Genomic DNA, 15,855 nt, shown 5'->3' with positions numbered 1-15,855 from the left:
CCGTGAGGTGCCATTAAAGTACATCCAAATGCCATGGACATTGCACCTGCAAGACCAGATCCAATAATACATGCCGGAAGCACATGAAGCGGATCAGCTGCTGCGAAAGGAATGGCTCCCTCTGTGATAAATGCAAGTCCCATAATAAAGTTGGTCGGACCGGATTCTCTTTCTTCCTTTGTAAATCTGTCTTTGAAAAGAAGGGTGGCAAGTGCGATAGCGCATGGCGGAACCATACCACCAACCATAACGGCTGCCATAATATCATAGTTACCAGCTGCAATCGCTGCAGTACCAAATACATATGCAGCCTTGTTAAACGGACCACCCATGTCGATTGCCATCATTCCGCCAAGGATCAGTCCAAGAATGATCTTGCTGGAGCTTCCCATGGAGGTAAGTCCGTTATTCAGTGCTGTATTGATACCCCCCATGATGGGCTCTACAACAAACAGCATCAGAAGTCCCATGAGCAGAATACCAACAACCGGATAAATCAGAACCGGTGCGATCTTCTCAAGAGCTTCCGGAAGCTTCTCACATACCTTACGAAGTCCCAGAATAATATATCCTGCTGCAAAACCAGCTACCAGAGCACCAAGGAAACCTGAAGTTCCGCTGTGTGCCATCATTCCACCCACAAAGCCAAGTGCAAGTGCCGGTCTGTCACCGATTGCCATGGCAATAAATCCCGCCAGAACCGGAAGCATAAAACCAAATGCCACATCACCGATTTGTTTGAACATAGCTGCCGCCGGAGTAATAGACCCAAAATTAGAGCGCTCGGCTACATCCAGGGCATTCATATCTACCATAAGACCATCGATCAAAAAGGCAATGGCGATCAGAATACCACCGCCAACTACAAACGGAAGCATATGGGAAACACCATTCATCAGCTGGGTGTAAATCTTGTGTCCCACACTGCCGCCGGTCTTATTCTGACTCTGTGATGAGGCTGATGCATTTCCACTGTGATAAACCGGTACGTTTCCAGACATAGCAAGCTCTACAAGCTCATCAGCCTTATTGATTCCGTCAGAAACCTGACGCTGAATCACCTTCTTGCCATCGAAACGATCCATTGGAACCTGAGCATCGGCTGCAACGATAATGCAGTCTGCATCCTGAATCTCCTGCTCTGTAAGCACATTCTTAGCTCCGCCAGATCCTCTTGTCTCAATCTTCACAAAGCAGTTCTTCGCCTTGGAAGCCTTCTCAATTCCTTCTGCTGCCATGTAGGTGTGGGCAATTCCTGTAGGGCAGGAAGTAACAGCCAGAATCTTAAACTGATCCGCTTCAGCCTCTCCCATATCGGCCAGACGCTCATCTACGCTTTTCTTCTCCTCGTCTGCCTGATCAATGATCGCAAGAAATTCCTCTGGTGTCTTCGCAGCACGAAGGCTCTTGGTAAATTCCTCATCCATCAGCATCATGGAAAGCTTGCTGAGCACATCCAGATGAACATTATCCTCTGTATTCGGCGCAGCAATAAGAAACAGCAAGGTAACCGGCTCTCCGTCAAGAGAGTCAAAGTCAACCCCTCCCGGGATCACCATAGCGGCAAGTCCTGGTTTCTCTACTGCATCACATTTACCATGAGGAATGGCGATTCCCTCCCCGATTCCTGTGGTACTTTCTTCCTCTCTGGCATAGACCTGCTTACGGTACGCTTCCTCATCATTAATCTTGCCACTTCTGGTCATAAGGGAAACCGCTGCATCCAGAGTCTGAGACTTATCTGCTGGAGCAGCATTTAACGAAATACTTCTTACGTCCAGTAAATCTGTGATCCTCATTTCTTCCTTTCCTCCTGATCCTTTCCTGTGATCTGCTGATATACAGCTTCAATCTCTTCTCTGGTAGCAAGATTCTCAGAAAACGCACTGGCACTTCCAGCTGCGATTCCCATGTGGAACGCATATTCATAATCCTGCTTCTCCATATATCCTGCCATAAATCCGGCAACCATGGAGTCTCCGGCTCCAACACCATTGATCAGCTTGCCTTTCGGTGCAGGCTCCTCATAAACGTCTCCATTCTCAGCAATAAGGACCGCGCCTTCTCCTGCCATGGAGATCAGTACATTCACAGCTCCCATCTTCTGGAGTTTCTTACCATATGGGATCACGGACTGGCGGTCTTTCAGTTCCACACCGAAGATCTCACCAAGTTCATGGTTATTTGGCTTAATTAGAAATGGATGATAGGGGAGAACCTTCATCAAAAGATCTCTCGTCGCGTCCACTGCGATTCTTACACCTCTGCCGTCCAGCATAGCCATGATCTTCTGGTAGGCATCATCCGGCATGGATGATGGAATGCTTCCGGAAAGGAAAAGTACATCGCCCTGTCCAAGCTCTCCTAACTGCTTCATCAGCAGATCCACCTTATCAGTTCCAATCTTCGGTCCCTGTCCATTGATTTCTGTACCGTCTATACTCTTCAGCTTCAGATTGATTCTGGAAAAGCCTTCCCCTACCTGGATGAAACCATTCCTCACCCCCATCTCCTCAAGACGCCGGATAATCTCATCTCCGGTAAATCCGGCTGTAAATCCAAGGGCTGTACTCTCAATTCCCAGATTCATAAGAACTGTAGAAACATTAATTCCCTTGCCTCCCGGCAAAAGCATCTCCGAACTGGTTCGATTGGTAAGACCAAGCTGGAAGTTCTCTACCGACACGATGTAATCCAGTGACGGATTAAAAGTCACAGTGTAAATCATTTCTGCCTCCTGCTTATTTTTGCTTGTTTTTGATTTGTTGTGCTTATTATACTTTCATATACAGTCAAAGTCAATCAATCTTTTTCACAAGATTTTCACTTATGATTTATTACAATTGCACAAATATGAATTATTTTGACTGTTTTTGATTTTTTATATGCAACGATGTGCCAGAGCATGTTCAAAAAAGCTTTCTGCAAGATGTACGTCACAATTTGTGGGAGATTTTGTCCGGATGAGGGCGTCGTAGCAGGCTACGGCAACCGAATTCGGGCGAAACATACCGCAAAGTGGGGCGTACAGATTGCGGGAATGATTTTTCAGACGCGCTCCAGTACAGTGAAAATTAAGTATCAGCCACATTGGCGCAGTATATGACAGATCAGACAGGTCAATATAGCGGTTATTTACTATTGGCTGTACGAATAGTAATATCCATAAATCACAAAAAAATGCAGATATCAGGCTGTGCCCCAACCTGAACCCTGCATTTTTCTGTATTTTATAATGATGGTCAAAATCAGTCATCAAATTCTGTTATTTTAATCAGTTCGAAGCGCTGTCACCGGATCACTTTTAGCAGCTTTTCTTGATGGGATCAGTCCGCCAAGAAGAGTCAGAACCACGCTCAGTCCGATCAGAACTACTGCTGCTACAGGAGGAAGAGCCGCCTTCACATTCACTCCGTCAGCCAGTGACCGGATAATGCTGTTCGCAGGAATGAGAAGAAGCAATGTAATTCCAATCCCCATAGCACCTGCGCAAAATCCGATAATAAACGTCTCCGCATTGAACACCTGTGACACGTTGTGCCTGGAAGCACCAATCGCTCTTAGAATACCAATTTCTTTTTTCCTCTCCAGAACACTGATATACGTGATAACACCGATCATAATGGAAGAAACCACAAGGGAAATCGCTACAAAAGCCACCAGAACATAACTGATAATATTTACAATATTCGTAACTGACGACATCAGCGTTCCCACAAGATCCGTATAAGTGATCACCTTCTCATCCTCTCCTGCCGCTTCCATATCCGCGTTATACTGATCCAGAATACCTACAATTTCTGATTTACTTTCAAAATCCTTTGGATAGATATTAATTCCGCCAGGAACATTTAGATCTGCATATCCAAGCTTTTTCAGATTTCCGTCATAAGAAGAATTTTCAGATGACAGCAGGGACATCATGAGCTCTGAGAGGTCGTCCTCATTCATGTTCATCTGAATTGCTTTTGCAAAAGCCTCCGGATTAATGGAAAGCGCATCTTCCATATTTCCCATGCCGCTTCCCAATCCGCCAAGTCCGCTCATAGCCTGGCTCATGGCAGAAGTAAGACTCGATGATACACTGGTCATCACAGACTGCATTGCCTCCTGCATACCGGAACTGATATTTCCCATCATCTGCTCCATAGCAGTCTGGATTCCCTTTGTAAGCTGTTTTTCCACCTGTTCCATTATCTCTGTAAATTTTGACTCAATCCCCTTTGCGATCGCATCTGTGAAAGAAGTCATCATGGCTTTCATGTAAGTTTCCATTGCCTGGGAAAACTGCGTCTGCACCTCGCTGGTATCCACAAGAGTCATAAGTCCATTCATGAGACGATTCTGCCCATCCTCTGTCTGCATATATTCCAGAAAATAGATTCCCAGATTAGCCGGGTCCGGAAGGGAATTATTCCTGGCATACTCCGGATAAGCAGCTACAACGTCCTGCATAAGAAGATCCCGTATCTGTTTTGTGGTAATATTCACTGTCACGCTGTTTTTAACCAGATTCTCTGCTTCCTCTTTGATCTGCTGCTGGATTTCCCCCTGACTTAAAAAGGCAAGAATGCTAGCCACATCTGTCTGGGTGATACCATTTGCCTTGGCATACTCCTGATACTGGTTCATCAGCCCCACAGCCACTGCGATCAGTTTTTCCGAAGACATATCCACGTTCACGTTATTTTTCACCAGCTCCTGCAGATCCTTGCACAGACGTTCGTTCATCTCTTTTGATGTCAAATACTGCTTCAATGCTGCCTGCATTTTATCCATATCTGCTTCCGGTTTATCTTTAATGCTTTCCTGATAACCAGTAAGAACCTCTTTCAGCAAAGCAGTTACCTTCTCTTCTGTAAAATCAAACTTCACTGACTTCAGCGCTTGACTCATATCCGGAACCTGGTCTGCCGGAAGATTTTTCAGAATTTCTTCCGGATCAATCATATGGGAAAGATCCAGATCAAGGTCATCCAGCTTGATAAGCTTGGAAAGATCCGGCATACTGCTCTCATCCAGATTTATATTTCCAGCCAGAGCTGACATGTCAGGCATATCCGGCATTTCCACATTCAATCCGGAGGACAGCCCCGAAAGACTGGACAGGTCCATATTAAATCCACTGAGATCTACCTGAAAGGCCTCCTGCAGGGCATCCGCATTAATGGAAAAAAGGGATTCCATGTCAAACTTACTGTTCTCATTGTCTTCTTTTCCAAATTCCTCTCCGGTAAAAACATTTATCTTTTCATCCGCCAGCTGCTGCTTCACAATTTCACTGGAAGCAGCCTTCTCGATCACATGTCTGGTAAGCTCCGGAGTATAACAGATTCCAGCAGTGAGCATGGAAGCAGTGGCACCTTCCACAGGCTGGACAATTCCCACAACTGTCAGGTCTTCTCCTTTTTTCACCAGTTTTTTCATATAAGAGCTGTTGTCTGATTTATCCTTCCAGACCTTATATTCTTCATCAAATTCATAATAATCGGTACTGCTTACCAGCTTAAATTTCTTCCCCAGGATTTCATCATAGGTGTATGATTCCTCGTTCTCTGGCGTTTCCACTGCCTCTTCTGCCATAAATTTCTGAACCATATCATCCAGTTCTTTACCGTCCCGAAGTCCAAGAGTGTACTGGAGAAAATCACTGATATCGCCCTGTGAAGTAAGCACCAGCACACATTCTTTATAATTTTCAGGCCATCTTCCCGCTTTCACGTCATATTGATCCTTATAAAGATCAGCATCTTCCGGCATTTCATGAAAAACATCAGTGCTCATGGTAGAAGACATAATGCTGTTGGAGGAACCAGAGCCCAAGCCCATAGCAGAAAAAGATTTGTCCGGATTTACCTGTCGGATATTTTTTCCATTTTCCAGAAAAATCTGGGGAGATACAGAATATGTACACTCCACTGAATTCGCATACTGGGAAATGCTGCTTTCATTGCTGTCCAGATAAGCTTTCAGAGACTCCAGATCATTGGAATTCATTTTGGAGAACATATTAGTCACCATCTGGGCAACACCTACTTCCCCATCCTTTTTTTCACTCTGGGCTGTGGCAGCTCCCATCATCATGGAGGTAAGATCTACACCTGTACTTTGTATCTGCAACGGATATTCCGAAAGTGTTTCTTCTTCCATATTTGTAATGTATTTGTCTACACCATTTGATATGGAAAGGATCAGCGCAATTCCGATAATACCGATGGAGCCTGCAAAAGAAGTAAGTAAGGTCCGGGCTTTCTTAGTCTTCAGATTCTGAAAGCTAAGGGAAAGTGCAGTAAAAAAGGACATGGAGGATTTTCCCATATTCTTGTGAACAGGAGGTGCCATGCTCTCGCTGTCTATCACAAACGGATCTGTATCAGAAAGGATCCGCCCATCTTTTACCGTCACGATTCTGGTGGCATAAAGCTGGGCAAGCTCCGGATTATGGGTGACCATTACTACCAATCGTTCCTTTGCGACCCCTTGCAAAAGATCCATAACCTGTACACTGGTATCTGAATCCAGGGCTCCTGTTGGCTCATCCGCCAAAAGAATTTCCGGGTCATTTACAAGTGCTCTGGCAATTGCCACTCGCTGCATCTGACCGCCTGACATCTGACTTGGCTTTTTGTGGATCTGGGCACCAAGGCCTACTTTTTCCAGAGCTTCTTTTGCACGGCGTCTCCGCTCACTTTTTGATACACCGGAAATGGTAAGGGCAAGCTCCACGTTTGCAAGAACTGTCTGGTGTGGGATCAGATTATAACTCTGAAACACAAATCCTATGGTATGATTTCGATAAGAGTCCCAGTCCCTGTCTTTATATTTTTTCGTAGAAATCCCATTGATGATCAGATCGCCACTATCGTACCGGTCAAGACCACCAATAATATTCAGAAGAGTGGTTTTTCCCGAACCGCTGGGACCAAGAATTGCCACAAATTCATTGTCCCGAAGACTAAGGCTCACTCCGTCCAGGGCACGCTGTACCAAATTTCCTGTTCTGTATTCTTTGTGTATGTCTTTGATCTGAAGCACTTACTACTTCCTTTCTGTCGCATAATAAATGTTTATAACCATTCACCAATTCAGGCAAAATATACCGCAAAGTGGGGCGCCGAAGATTTCGATTTTTATGTGAGTCAGATTCACATAAAATACCTTGCGGAATAATATTTGCTGAATAGTTCAAATATTTTTTATTATAATCTTAAATTGTGAACATATTGTGTTTTTAAAATAAAACCATTCTCTTGAAATCCAACTATTTCTATCGTATAATAAGAAGATACATTACCGCTTTAGAGAGATGATGCATGCAGATTGCGGCTATCGCAGTCTGATATAACTTACTTCAGAAAGGATGAAAAACATGAAGGTTTTACTCTTAAATGGCAGCCCGCGCAAGGAAGGCTGTACGTTCACCGCACTTAGTGAAGTGGCAAAAACACTGAATCATAATGGAATTGATACTGAGATTTTCCAAGCTGGAAATCCGGATACAGATAATGTAAAAGCCGCCGCGGCGAAATTAAAAGAAGCAGATGCGCTTATAGTTGGTTCTCCGGTATACTGGGCTTCCCCATCCGGACAGATCATTGAATTTATGGATAAGCTTTGCTCCATGGCAGGCAAAGACATGCTCCACAAACCAGCTGCAGCAGTTGCTTCTGCAAGAAGAGCCGGCACCACAGCTACTTTAGACGTTCTTCAGAAATATTTCAGCTATCATGAAATGCCTGTTGTATCTGCTAACTACTGGAACATGGTTCACGGAAATACTCCTGCAGAAGTTGCGCAGGATGAAGAAGGACTTCAGATCATGCGCTCACTTGGAAACAATATGGCATGGCTTCTGAAATCCCTGGAAGCAGGGAAAGCGGCAGGTATTGCAGTTCCTCAGGCGGAAGATAAGATCAAGACAAATTTTATCCGCTAAATATGGTGCAGTAGTTGTCATGTCTTCACATAAATGAAGCTCCAGAGCATATCTGAAAAAAGCTTTTTGCAAGATGTGCGTCACAATTTGTGGGAGTTTTTGCTCGGATGAGGGCGCCGTGGCAGGCTACAGCAACTGAATTCGAGCAAAATTTCCCACAAAGCGGGCGTGCAGATTGCAAGAATGATTTTTCAAACAGGCTCTGGCTGCACCAGTTTAATAATGTGTGTGACATGGAAGAAGTTCCGTTCGCATACATCAAAAAAAACTTCCAGAGAGGTATTTTATGCTGCAAATAATCGAAACCATCAACACCGCTGTAAATAATTTTATCTGGGGCGTTCCTGCAATGGTCTGTATTTTCGGAGTTGGTCTTTATCTTAGTATCCGCACCAATTTTCTTCAGATTCGCAAATTCCCCTACGCAATCAAAACAACCCTTGGACGTATTTTCCGCAAACGTGACGCATCTGACGGTGCTATCACGCCTTTCCAGGCAGTGTGTACAGCACTTGCAGCCACGGTCGGTACTGGCAATATTGCCGGTGTAGCAGGTGCTATCGCAATCGGCGGTCCCGGAGCCATATTCTGGATGTGGGTTTCTGCACTGTTTGGCATGTGTACCAAATATGCTGAGGTCACCCTGGCGGTACACTACCGCGAGATCAATGCCAACGGCGAACTGGTAGGCGGTCCCATGTATTACATCAAGAACGGGCTTAGCAAAAAATGGCATTGGCTGGCTTATCTGTTCGCAGCATTCGGCGTGCTCACTGTATTTGGTACCGGCAACGCCACACAGGTCAACACTATCACCACTGCGATCAATTCTGCATTGCTGAATTATAACGTGATCAGCGAAAGCGCCGTTTCCACTTCCAACCTGATCATCGGAATCATAATTGCCATTCTAATTGCCATGATCCTTCTTGGCGGAATCAAACGAATTGGCCATGTTACCGAAAAGCTGGTTCCATTTATGGCTCTGCTTTACATTCTTCTCGGACTGGGAGTTATCCTTCTGAACATTCAGAATGTACCAGCTGTATTCGCTTCTATTTTCAGAGGGGCATTTCAGCCTAGAGCTGTAACAGGCGGCATTGTTTTAAGTATGTTCACCAGTTTAAAAAAAGGTGTTTCCCGTGGTATCTTCTCTAACGAGGCTGGTCTTGGTACCGGATCTATTGCCCATGCGTGTGCAGATACCAAAAAGCCTGTAAAACAGGGTATGTTCGGTATTTTCGAAGTCTTTACAGATACCATCGTGATCTGTACACTGACTGCACTGGTTATCCTTTGCAGCGGCGTTGCTGTTGATTATGGAAAAGCAGCTGGCGCAGAGCTTACGATCCTTGGATTTACTTCTACATATGGAAGCTGGGTATCCATTTTTACAGCAGTTGCCATGTGCTGCTTCGCTTTTTCCACAGCAGTCGGATGGGGACTTTACGGTGCCCGTTGCATTGAGTTCCTGTTCTCTGAAAAAGTGATCAAACCATTTATGGTTATTTATTCCCTGGTTGCCATCCTTGGCGCAACTGCCAACCTTGGACTGATGTGGAGCATTGCAGAGACATTTAACGGTCTTATGGCAATTCCCAACCTGATTGCTTTGTTCCTGCTTTCCGGTACAGTTGTGAAGCTTACAAAAGAATATTTTGCCGGAGAGGGCAAAACAAAATAAATATAAAAAGGGACATCACATGAACCGTTTTCGCTCATGTGATGTCCCTTTCAGATTATTGATCAATCCTTATTCTCTTCCTCGGCAGCTGCATCTGTAGTTGTATCAGCATCTTCACTTTTCTCTTCCTCACCGATCTCAACTGCTTTTTTTTCTTCCTCAGTCTGCTCCTGCACATCCGTAACGCTTACCTTATGGTCATACCATTTGCCCTTTTTACCAATAATTGCCAGGTCAAATTCTTCATCCAGCTTCTCTACCGGAACATTGAATCCATAAACCTCCTCTGTCATGCCATCGCTGTAAGTTACCTTATCAATAGTAGGCTGAATCAGTTCGGCACCGTCTTTCTGTGCATCCTCTGCTGTTCCAAGAAAAACATTCTCAATATTCTTGGAAACGAGAGTAATATGAACGGTCATTTTACCATCCTTTACAGTGAGGGTAGCTCTTCCGTTGCAAGCCTCATTTACATGGAACATACTGCTGTCTGTGTCAAACTCTACACCATAAACACCGTCTTCAAGTTCGCTGTCTGCGGCATTCTCTGCACCATCTGTGGTTTCCTCTGCCTCAGCCTCTGTGGCTTCTGCAAATGCCGGGAATGCAGTTCCTGCTGTCATAGCGGAAATACTTACAGCTGTTAATAAAATGACTAATGAACGTTTCATAATAACTCTCCTTGCTTTTTCTTTATTTACGGTACACTTGTGTGTGCCGTATTTGTTTTATTACTCAAACAGCTGCCCCACAGTGTAGGAGCAGCTGCTTTTGTTCTGTTGCAATAACAATTTATACCAGGATAATTATTTCGCGATGGAATCAATAGCTGCCTGAGTATGAGCTACATAAAGCTGCTCAACAGCGTCAATTCTTCCAAGACCTTCGATCTGGCAGTCAATCTCATCGAAATCTCCAGAAGCCTCGAACATGCTCTTCCAGGAGTCATCATCATCACCAGCCATATCATTGTTTGCATGGTCACCAGCAACAACCATAAGCGGACGAAGGATTACTTTCTTGAATCCGGCATCTTTTACTTTATTGATAACTTCATCACAAGCTGTATCCTCTGGCTCACCTTCTACAGTACCGATGAATGCGTTTGTGAATCCAAGGTTATCCATCTGTGTCTGCATCTGGTCATATGTAACGTTTGCTGTATGGGAAGTACCATGTCCCATGAATACAAATGCGGTTCCATCTTCTGCAGCTGCTTCCATGCTGTCATATCCAGCTTCTTTTACAGCTTCATCTGTGATTGCCTGAGCAACAGCAGCTTTGTCATCGTTGATAACGGTAGCGTCATCGCCAACCTCACCAAGCATTGGTTCAGCGATTGCTACAGATTCAAATTTATCTTTGTAAGCATCAATAGCTTCTACCATCTCATCGTACTCAGCACCATGCATAAGATGTGTAGGCTGAACTACAAGATTCTTAACACCGTTTGCTACTGCACGGTCAAGTGCCTGCTGCATGTTATCAATCTTCTCATCATCTCTTGCCTGTACATGGTTGATAATGATCTGAGCGGTAAATGCTCTTCTTACAGACCAATCCGGGAATGCTTCTGCAAGAGCATCCTCGATTCCTTTGATATCCTCTGCACGGCTGTCGTTAAAGGAAGTACCAAAGCTTACTACAAGAAGCTCATTCTCACCGATCTCGTCCTGATTACGCGGATCATCCTTGGAAGCATCACCTGTGTCACGTCCGAAATACTCTGGACTTGCCTCTTCTCCCTCTACAAGCTCTTTCTGAGCATCTGTAAGGGCATCCCATGCTTCTTTAGCTTCCTTGCACTGCTCATCTGTATCATCTGTTCTCTCCTGAACATAAATAGCATCGATAAGTGCTGCTACTTTATCAGCCGCTTCCTTATCTGCATCTGCAGTGTCATCAGCTGCTTCTGCATCGTCTGTTGTCTCAGCATCATCAGCTGCTTCAGCATCGTCAGCTGCCTCAGCATCATCAGCTGTCTCAGCATCGTCTGTTGTCTCCTCTGCTGCTTCCTCTGTCTCTGCAAATGCAACAGTTGCTGTTGCTGCTGTCATGCTTGCTGCCATAGAAGCTGCAAGAAGGATTGCTAATAAAGATTTTCTTTTCATTTCTTTTTCCTCTTTTTTTTTGTATTTCCGGATAGAATCACGTATAAAGAATCCCATGGGAAATCTATCACCAATCTCCCATTGCATAAAAACAGCCGCATTTTCTGCGACTGCACACATTCTCATATACACACTTTTCTTCCAAAAAACATTCAGGAAATATTCATGTATCGTTATGAGAATACAGGTTCTGTGTACCGCAGACCTAAGATTCCACGCCAAGGCAGTTCTCCTGACTTCGGTCAACACTGCTCCCCCTTCCCGGTTTCCCAGTGGGCTCTGAAGCAGTTCCCTTACACAGTGACGGCATCGTTCCGGACTCTCACCGGATTCTCTTTTGCGCATCATGTTCATGATGCAACCTTCGCGCTATAACCATTATACATATTCGACTCGGATATTTAATATGTACCATATTATTATATATTTTTTATGAACTTTTTATGTATTTTTTATGAACTAGAGTATGTTTGAAAAAGGCTTTCTGCAAGATGTGCGTCACAATTTGTGGGAGATTTTGTCCTGATGAGGGCGCCGTAGCGGGCTACGGCAACTGAATTCGGGCAAAATATACCGCAAAGTGGGGCGTGCAGATTGCGGGAATAATTTTTCAAACAGATTACTATTCACTCCGTTCATAGCAACACGCTTCGCGATACACAGGAATCATGCTTTCGCATGGTTTCGCGCCGCAATTCTCAGGTTTTCTGTGAATTACTTATTGACAAATACCCCGCCAGGGTATATATTGGTTTCATCAAATACATACCCCTAAGGGGTATATAAGGAAAGGAGTCCGCCTATGACAGCTGATTATAAATCCGAATCCTGCTGCAGCCACACCGCAGCCGATCCTGCAACTCTTTCCAGCCAGGAACCTACCAAGAAGGTCTGTTCCTGCTGTTGTACCAAGCACACCGATCGTTCCGAAGCAGAGCGCAGGAAGCTGGTAAACCGTCTGAAACGTATTGAAGGCCAGATAAGGGGGATTATAGGAATGCTGGAGAATGACGCTTACTGCAACGATATTCTTATTCAGTCAGCAGCTGTAAATGCTGCTGTGAATGCATTTAATAAGGAACTTCTCGCCAATCATATCCGAACCTGTGTGGCAAGAGATATCCGTGATGGTAAAGACGAAACCATTGATGAGCTGGTTGCAACTTTGCAGAAGCTAATGAAGTGAGATACCAGCGCATTCCGAATGTGTACCTGCCTGCGGAGGTACGAATGCGCAGAGCAATCCGTTGGTATCGAAACACTGTATTCGAAGGAGGAATTTATTATGGAACAATACAACGTCACCGGCATGAGCTGTGCAGCCTGCAGCGCCCGTGTGGAAAAAGCGGTAAACAAGGTTCCGGGAGTTACTTCCTGCTCCGTAAGCCTGCTTACCAATTCCATGGGAGTGGAAGGAACTGCCTCAGCCTCTGCCATTGTCTCAGCTGTAGAAGAAGCCGGATACGGCTGCAGCCTGAAGGGTGCTTCCGGTCAGACGGAATCCGTTTCCGATGCTGAGAAAGCCTTGGAAGATCACGAAACGCCACTCCTCAGGAAACGGCTTATTGCCTCAGTAGGTTTTCTTCTGGTGCTGATGTACTTTTCCATGGGACACATGATGTGGGGATGGCCGCTGCCATCCTGGTTTGATGGCAACCATATCGCCATGGGACTTGTACAGCTGCTTCTTGCAGGAATCGTCATGGTCATCAATCAGAAATTTTTCATCAGTGGCTTCAGGAGTCTGTGGCACCGCTCTCCGAACATGGATACCCTGGTAGCTCTCGGCTCCATGGCCTCCTTTGTATGGAGTGTCTACGCCCTGTTCGCCATGACCAGAGCCCAGGTTGACGGCAATTCCGAACTTGTCATGCACTACATGATGGAATTCTATTTCGAATCTGCCGCTATGATCCTGACCCTGATCACCGTTGGAAAAATGCTGGAAGCCCGTTCCAAGGGCAAGACCACGGATGCCTTAAAAGGTCTTATGAAGCTTGCTCCCAAGACTGCCGTTGTCATCCGAAACGGCCAGGAAGCCACCGTTCCCATTGACCAGGTTGTAAAAGGTGACACCTTTGTTGTTCGCCCTGGTGAAAACATCCCGGTGGATGGTGTGATTATCGAAGGCTCCAGTGCAGTCAACGAATCTGCCCTTACAGGTGAGAGTATCCCTGTTGACAAAGCTGCCGGAGATCTTGTCTCCGCAGCCACAGTCAACCAGTCTGGTTTCATCAAATGTGAAGCTACCCGCGTTGGCGAAGACACCACCCTCTCCCAGATCATCAAAATGGTCAGTGATGCTGCAGCCACCAAAGCTCCTATTGCAAAAATCGCAGACCGTGTTTCCAGTGTTTTCGTACCTGCTGTTATCACCATTGCAATTATAACAACTATTGTCTGGCTGCTTACCGGTCATGAGGCTGGCTACGCCCTGGCAAGAGGAATTTCCGTTCTGGTCATCAGCTGCCCATGCGCCCTTGGTCTTGCCACTCCGGTTGCCATTATGGTTGGAAACGGAATGGGTGCCAAAAACGGTATCCTTTTCAAAACAGCCGTCTCCCTTGAGGAAGCCGGAAAGGTTCAGATCGTAGCCCTTGACAAAACCGGAACCATCACAAACGGTCAGCCGGAGGTTACTGACATTTTCCCTGCAGACGACGTATCTGAGAACGATCTTCTCACCCTTGCCTACGCCCTTGAAAAAAAGAGCGAGCACCCTCTTGCGAAAGCCATTCTGGAAAAAGCTGCAAGCCTTGGTCTTACAGCCCAGGAAGTCACAGAATTCCAGGCTCTTCCCGGCAATGGACTCTCTGCGAAGCTTGGCGCTTCCACGCTTATCGGCGGAAGCATGAAATACATCAACACTCTGGCAGCTGTCTCTCCGTCTCTTATGAACCAGGCCGAGAAGCTTGCCGAAGCAGGAAAAACTCCTCTTCTTTTCGCAAAAGATGGAAAACTTCTTGGAATCATTGCAGTTGCTGATGTAATCAAACCGGACAGTGCACAGGCGGTCAAAGAGCTTCAGAATATGGGTATCCACGTAGTTATGCTTACCGGAGACAACAAGCGCACGGCCAGAGCCATCGGCGCACAGGCAGGTGTTGACCAGGTTATTGCAGGCGTCCTTCCAGATGGAAAAGAGAGCGTCATCCGCTCCCTGAAGGAAAAAGGCAAGGTTGCCATGGTTGGCGACGGAATCAACGACGCACCAGCCCTTACCAGAGCAGATATTGGTATTGCCATCGGTGCCGGAACGGATATAGCCATCGACGCAGCAGATATTGTCCTTATGAAAAGCCAGCTTTCCGACGTGCCAGCTGCTATCCGTATGAGCCGCGCTACTCTTCGCAACATCCACGAGAATCTCTTCTGGGCGTTCTTCTACAATGTAATTGGTATTCCGCTGGCTGCCGGCGTATGGATTCCAATTTTCGGATGGACCTTGAACCCGATGTTCGGCGCTGCTGCCATGAGCCTTTCCAGCTTCTGTGTAGTTACCAACGCGTTGAGGCTAAACCTGTTTAAAATTCATGACGCAGTTAAAGATAAAAAAGTCAAGAATCCGGTTTCCATAGAATCCAATTCTGGAAATATTGCTGATTTCTCTGAAGCATCATCTGCTGTTTTCTCAAAATCATTCAATGCAGATAAAACTTCAGATGCAGAACAAACGATTAATAACAGCTGCAAGCTTTTGAACGAATGCAGCGATATTAATAACAATACTAACAAAAAGGAGAATAATACCATGGTAAAAGTGACAGTTAATGTAACAGGAATGATGTGCGGACATTGCGAAGCACACGTAAACAAAGCAATCCAGGAAGCATTTGGGGTACAGGATGTTGTATCCTCCCATGATGCCGGAACTACTATTTTCTCAGCACCAGAGAAAGTGGACGAGGACAAAATCCGCCAGGTAATCAAAGACGCTGGCTATGAAGTAACCGGAATTACACAGGAGTAATCCATCCCTCACATTCAACTTGACCAATGCAGAAACCTATTGCAAAGGTCCGTTCAAACAGCCGACAGAAACATTTTTGATATGATACCTCTAAAGTAGACAGATTAAATATAAAAATCTGTTACTTTGGAGGTATTTTTCATGCCAAAATCAA

10 protein-coding genes, 4 pseudogenes and 1 riboswitch are annotated in these 15,855 nt (G+C 45.4%); of the genes and pseudogenes, 6 read left to right on the top strand and 8 right to left on the bottom strand.

Annotation, left to right across the window (positions count from 1 at the left end):
* The 3 genes from AB5170_RS21430 to AB5170_RS21420 all read right to left on the bottom strand — a co-directional run.
* A partial coding sequence (locus AB5170_RS21430) for a fructose-specific PTS transporter subunit EIIC (protein WP_368365154.1) occupies window positions 1–1,799 on the bottom strand: 1,799 nt, incomplete at its 3' end.
* Window positions 1,796–2,728 carry a 1-phosphofructokinase gene (gene pfkB, locus AB5170_RS21425; RefSeq protein ID WP_173719393.1) on the bottom strand — a complete coding sequence of 311 codons (933 nt, stop codon included), beginning with the start codon at window positions 2,726–2,728 and terminating at the stop codon, window positions 1,796–1,798. The genes AB5170_RS21430 and pfkB, both read right to left, overlap by 4 nt.
* A 153-nt stretch (window positions 2,729–2,881) precedes the next feature.
* Window positions 2,882–3,010: a DUF6783 domain-containing protein gene (locus AB5170_RS21420; protein WP_313721186.1), complete on the bottom strand. Its 129-nt coding sequence runs from the start codon at window positions 3,008–3,010 to the stop codon at window positions 2,882–2,884.
* Between AB5170_RS21420 and AB5170_RS21415 the strand changes: the two are divergent.
* A pseudogene (locus AB5170_RS21415) lies at window positions 2,969–3,106 on the top strand (DUF6783 domain-containing protein); the annotation flags it as partial. The gene AB5170_RS21420 and the pseudogene AB5170_RS21415 overlap by 42 nt on opposite strands.
* A gap of 164 nt (window positions 3,107–3,270) precedes the next feature.
* Here the strand turns inward: AB5170_RS21415 and AB5170_RS21410 are convergent.
* Window positions 3,271–7,035, bottom strand: coding sequence for an ABC transporter ATP-binding protein/permease (locus tag AB5170_RS21410; protein WP_173735034.1), 3,765 nt, complete (start codon window positions 7,033–7,035; stop codon window positions 3,271–3,273).
* A gap of 334 nt (window positions 7,036–7,369) precedes the next feature.
* On the opposite strand from AB5170_RS21410, the gene AB5170_RS21405 reads away from it, so the two are divergent.
* On the top strand, window positions 7,370–7,936 hold the full coding sequence (locus tag AB5170_RS21405) for a flavodoxin family protein (protein WP_118579516.1): 567 nt from the start codon (window positions 7,370–7,372) through the stop codon (window positions 7,934–7,936).
* Between the two features lie 103 nt (window positions 7,937–8,039).
* Here AB5170_RS21405 and AB5170_RS21400 read toward each other — a convergent pair.
* Window positions 8,040–8,171, bottom strand: a pseudogene (locus AB5170_RS21400) (DUF6783 domain-containing protein); the annotation flags it as partial.
* A gap of 51 nt (window positions 8,172–8,222) precedes the next feature.
* Here AB5170_RS21400 and AB5170_RS21395 point away from each other — a divergent pair.
* The gene (locus tag AB5170_RS21395) at window positions 8,223–9,620 is read left to right on the top strand and encodes a sodium:alanine symporter family protein (protein WP_148461886.1); all 1,398 of its coding nucleotides are present in this window, start codon (window positions 8,223–8,225) and stop codon (window positions 9,618–9,620) included.
* A 62-nt stretch (window positions 9,621–9,682) separates the two neighbouring features.
* On the opposite strand, the gene AB5170_RS21390 is transcribed toward AB5170_RS21395, so the two are convergent.
* The 3 genes and pseudogenes from AB5170_RS21390 to AB5170_RS21380 all read right to left on the bottom strand — a co-directional run.
* On the bottom strand, window positions 9,683–10,291 hold the full coding sequence (locus AB5170_RS21390; protein WP_368361843.1) for a hypothetical protein: 609 nt from the start codon (window positions 10,289–10,291) through the stop codon (window positions 9,683–9,685).
* A 135-nt stretch (window positions 10,292–10,426) separates the two neighbouring features.
* A complete protein-coding gene (locus AB5170_RS21385) occupies window positions 10,427–11,731 on the bottom strand; it encodes a sirohydrochlorin cobaltochelatase (RefSeq protein ID WP_347087534.1) in 1,305 nt (434 codons plus the stop codon).
* A 204-nt stretch (window positions 11,732–11,935) separates the two neighbouring features.
* Window positions 11,936–12,112: riboswitch (cobalamin riboswitch) on the bottom strand.
* A 71-nt stretch (window positions 12,113–12,183) separates the two neighbouring features.
* A pseudogene (locus tag AB5170_RS21380) lies at window positions 12,184–12,285 on the bottom strand (DUF6783 domain-containing protein); the annotation flags it as partial.
* On the opposite strand from AB5170_RS21380, the pseudogene AB5170_RS21375 reads away from it, so the two are divergent.
* The 3 genes and pseudogenes from AB5170_RS21375 to AB5170_RS21365 form a co-directional block, all read left to right on the top strand.
* Window positions 12,262–12,372 (top strand): annotated as a pseudogene (locus AB5170_RS21375) (DUF6783 domain-containing protein); the annotation flags it as partial. The pseudogenes AB5170_RS21380 and AB5170_RS21375 sit on opposite strands and share 24 nt — an antisense overlap.
* Window positions 12,373–12,533: 161 nt before the next feature.
* Window positions 12,534–12,917: a metal-sensing transcriptional repressor gene (locus AB5170_RS21370; protein WP_118579507.1), complete on the top strand. Its 384-nt coding sequence runs from the start codon at window positions 12,534–12,536 to the stop codon at window positions 12,915–12,917.
* 99 nt (window positions 12,918–13,016) lie between these two features.
* The gene (locus AB5170_RS21365) at window positions 13,017–15,701 is read left to right on the top strand and encodes a heavy metal translocating P-type ATPase (protein ID WP_347087531.1); all 2,685 of its coding nucleotides are present in this window, start codon (window positions 13,017–13,019) and stop codon (window positions 15,699–15,701) included.
* The last annotated feature ends 154 nt before the right edge of the window (window positions 15,702–15,855 follow it).

The sequence above is a fragment of the Ruminococcus sp. RTP21484sp1_RTP21281st1_A8_RTP21281_210402 genome (assembly GCF_040914025.1).
Taxonomy (GTDB): domain Bacteria; phylum Bacillota; class Clostridia; order Lachnospirales; family Lachnospiraceae; genus Blautia_A; species Blautia_A faecis.
The sequence above is the reverse complement of the archived record's forward strand: the minus strand, read 5'-3'. Positions and strand labels throughout refer to the sequence as shown.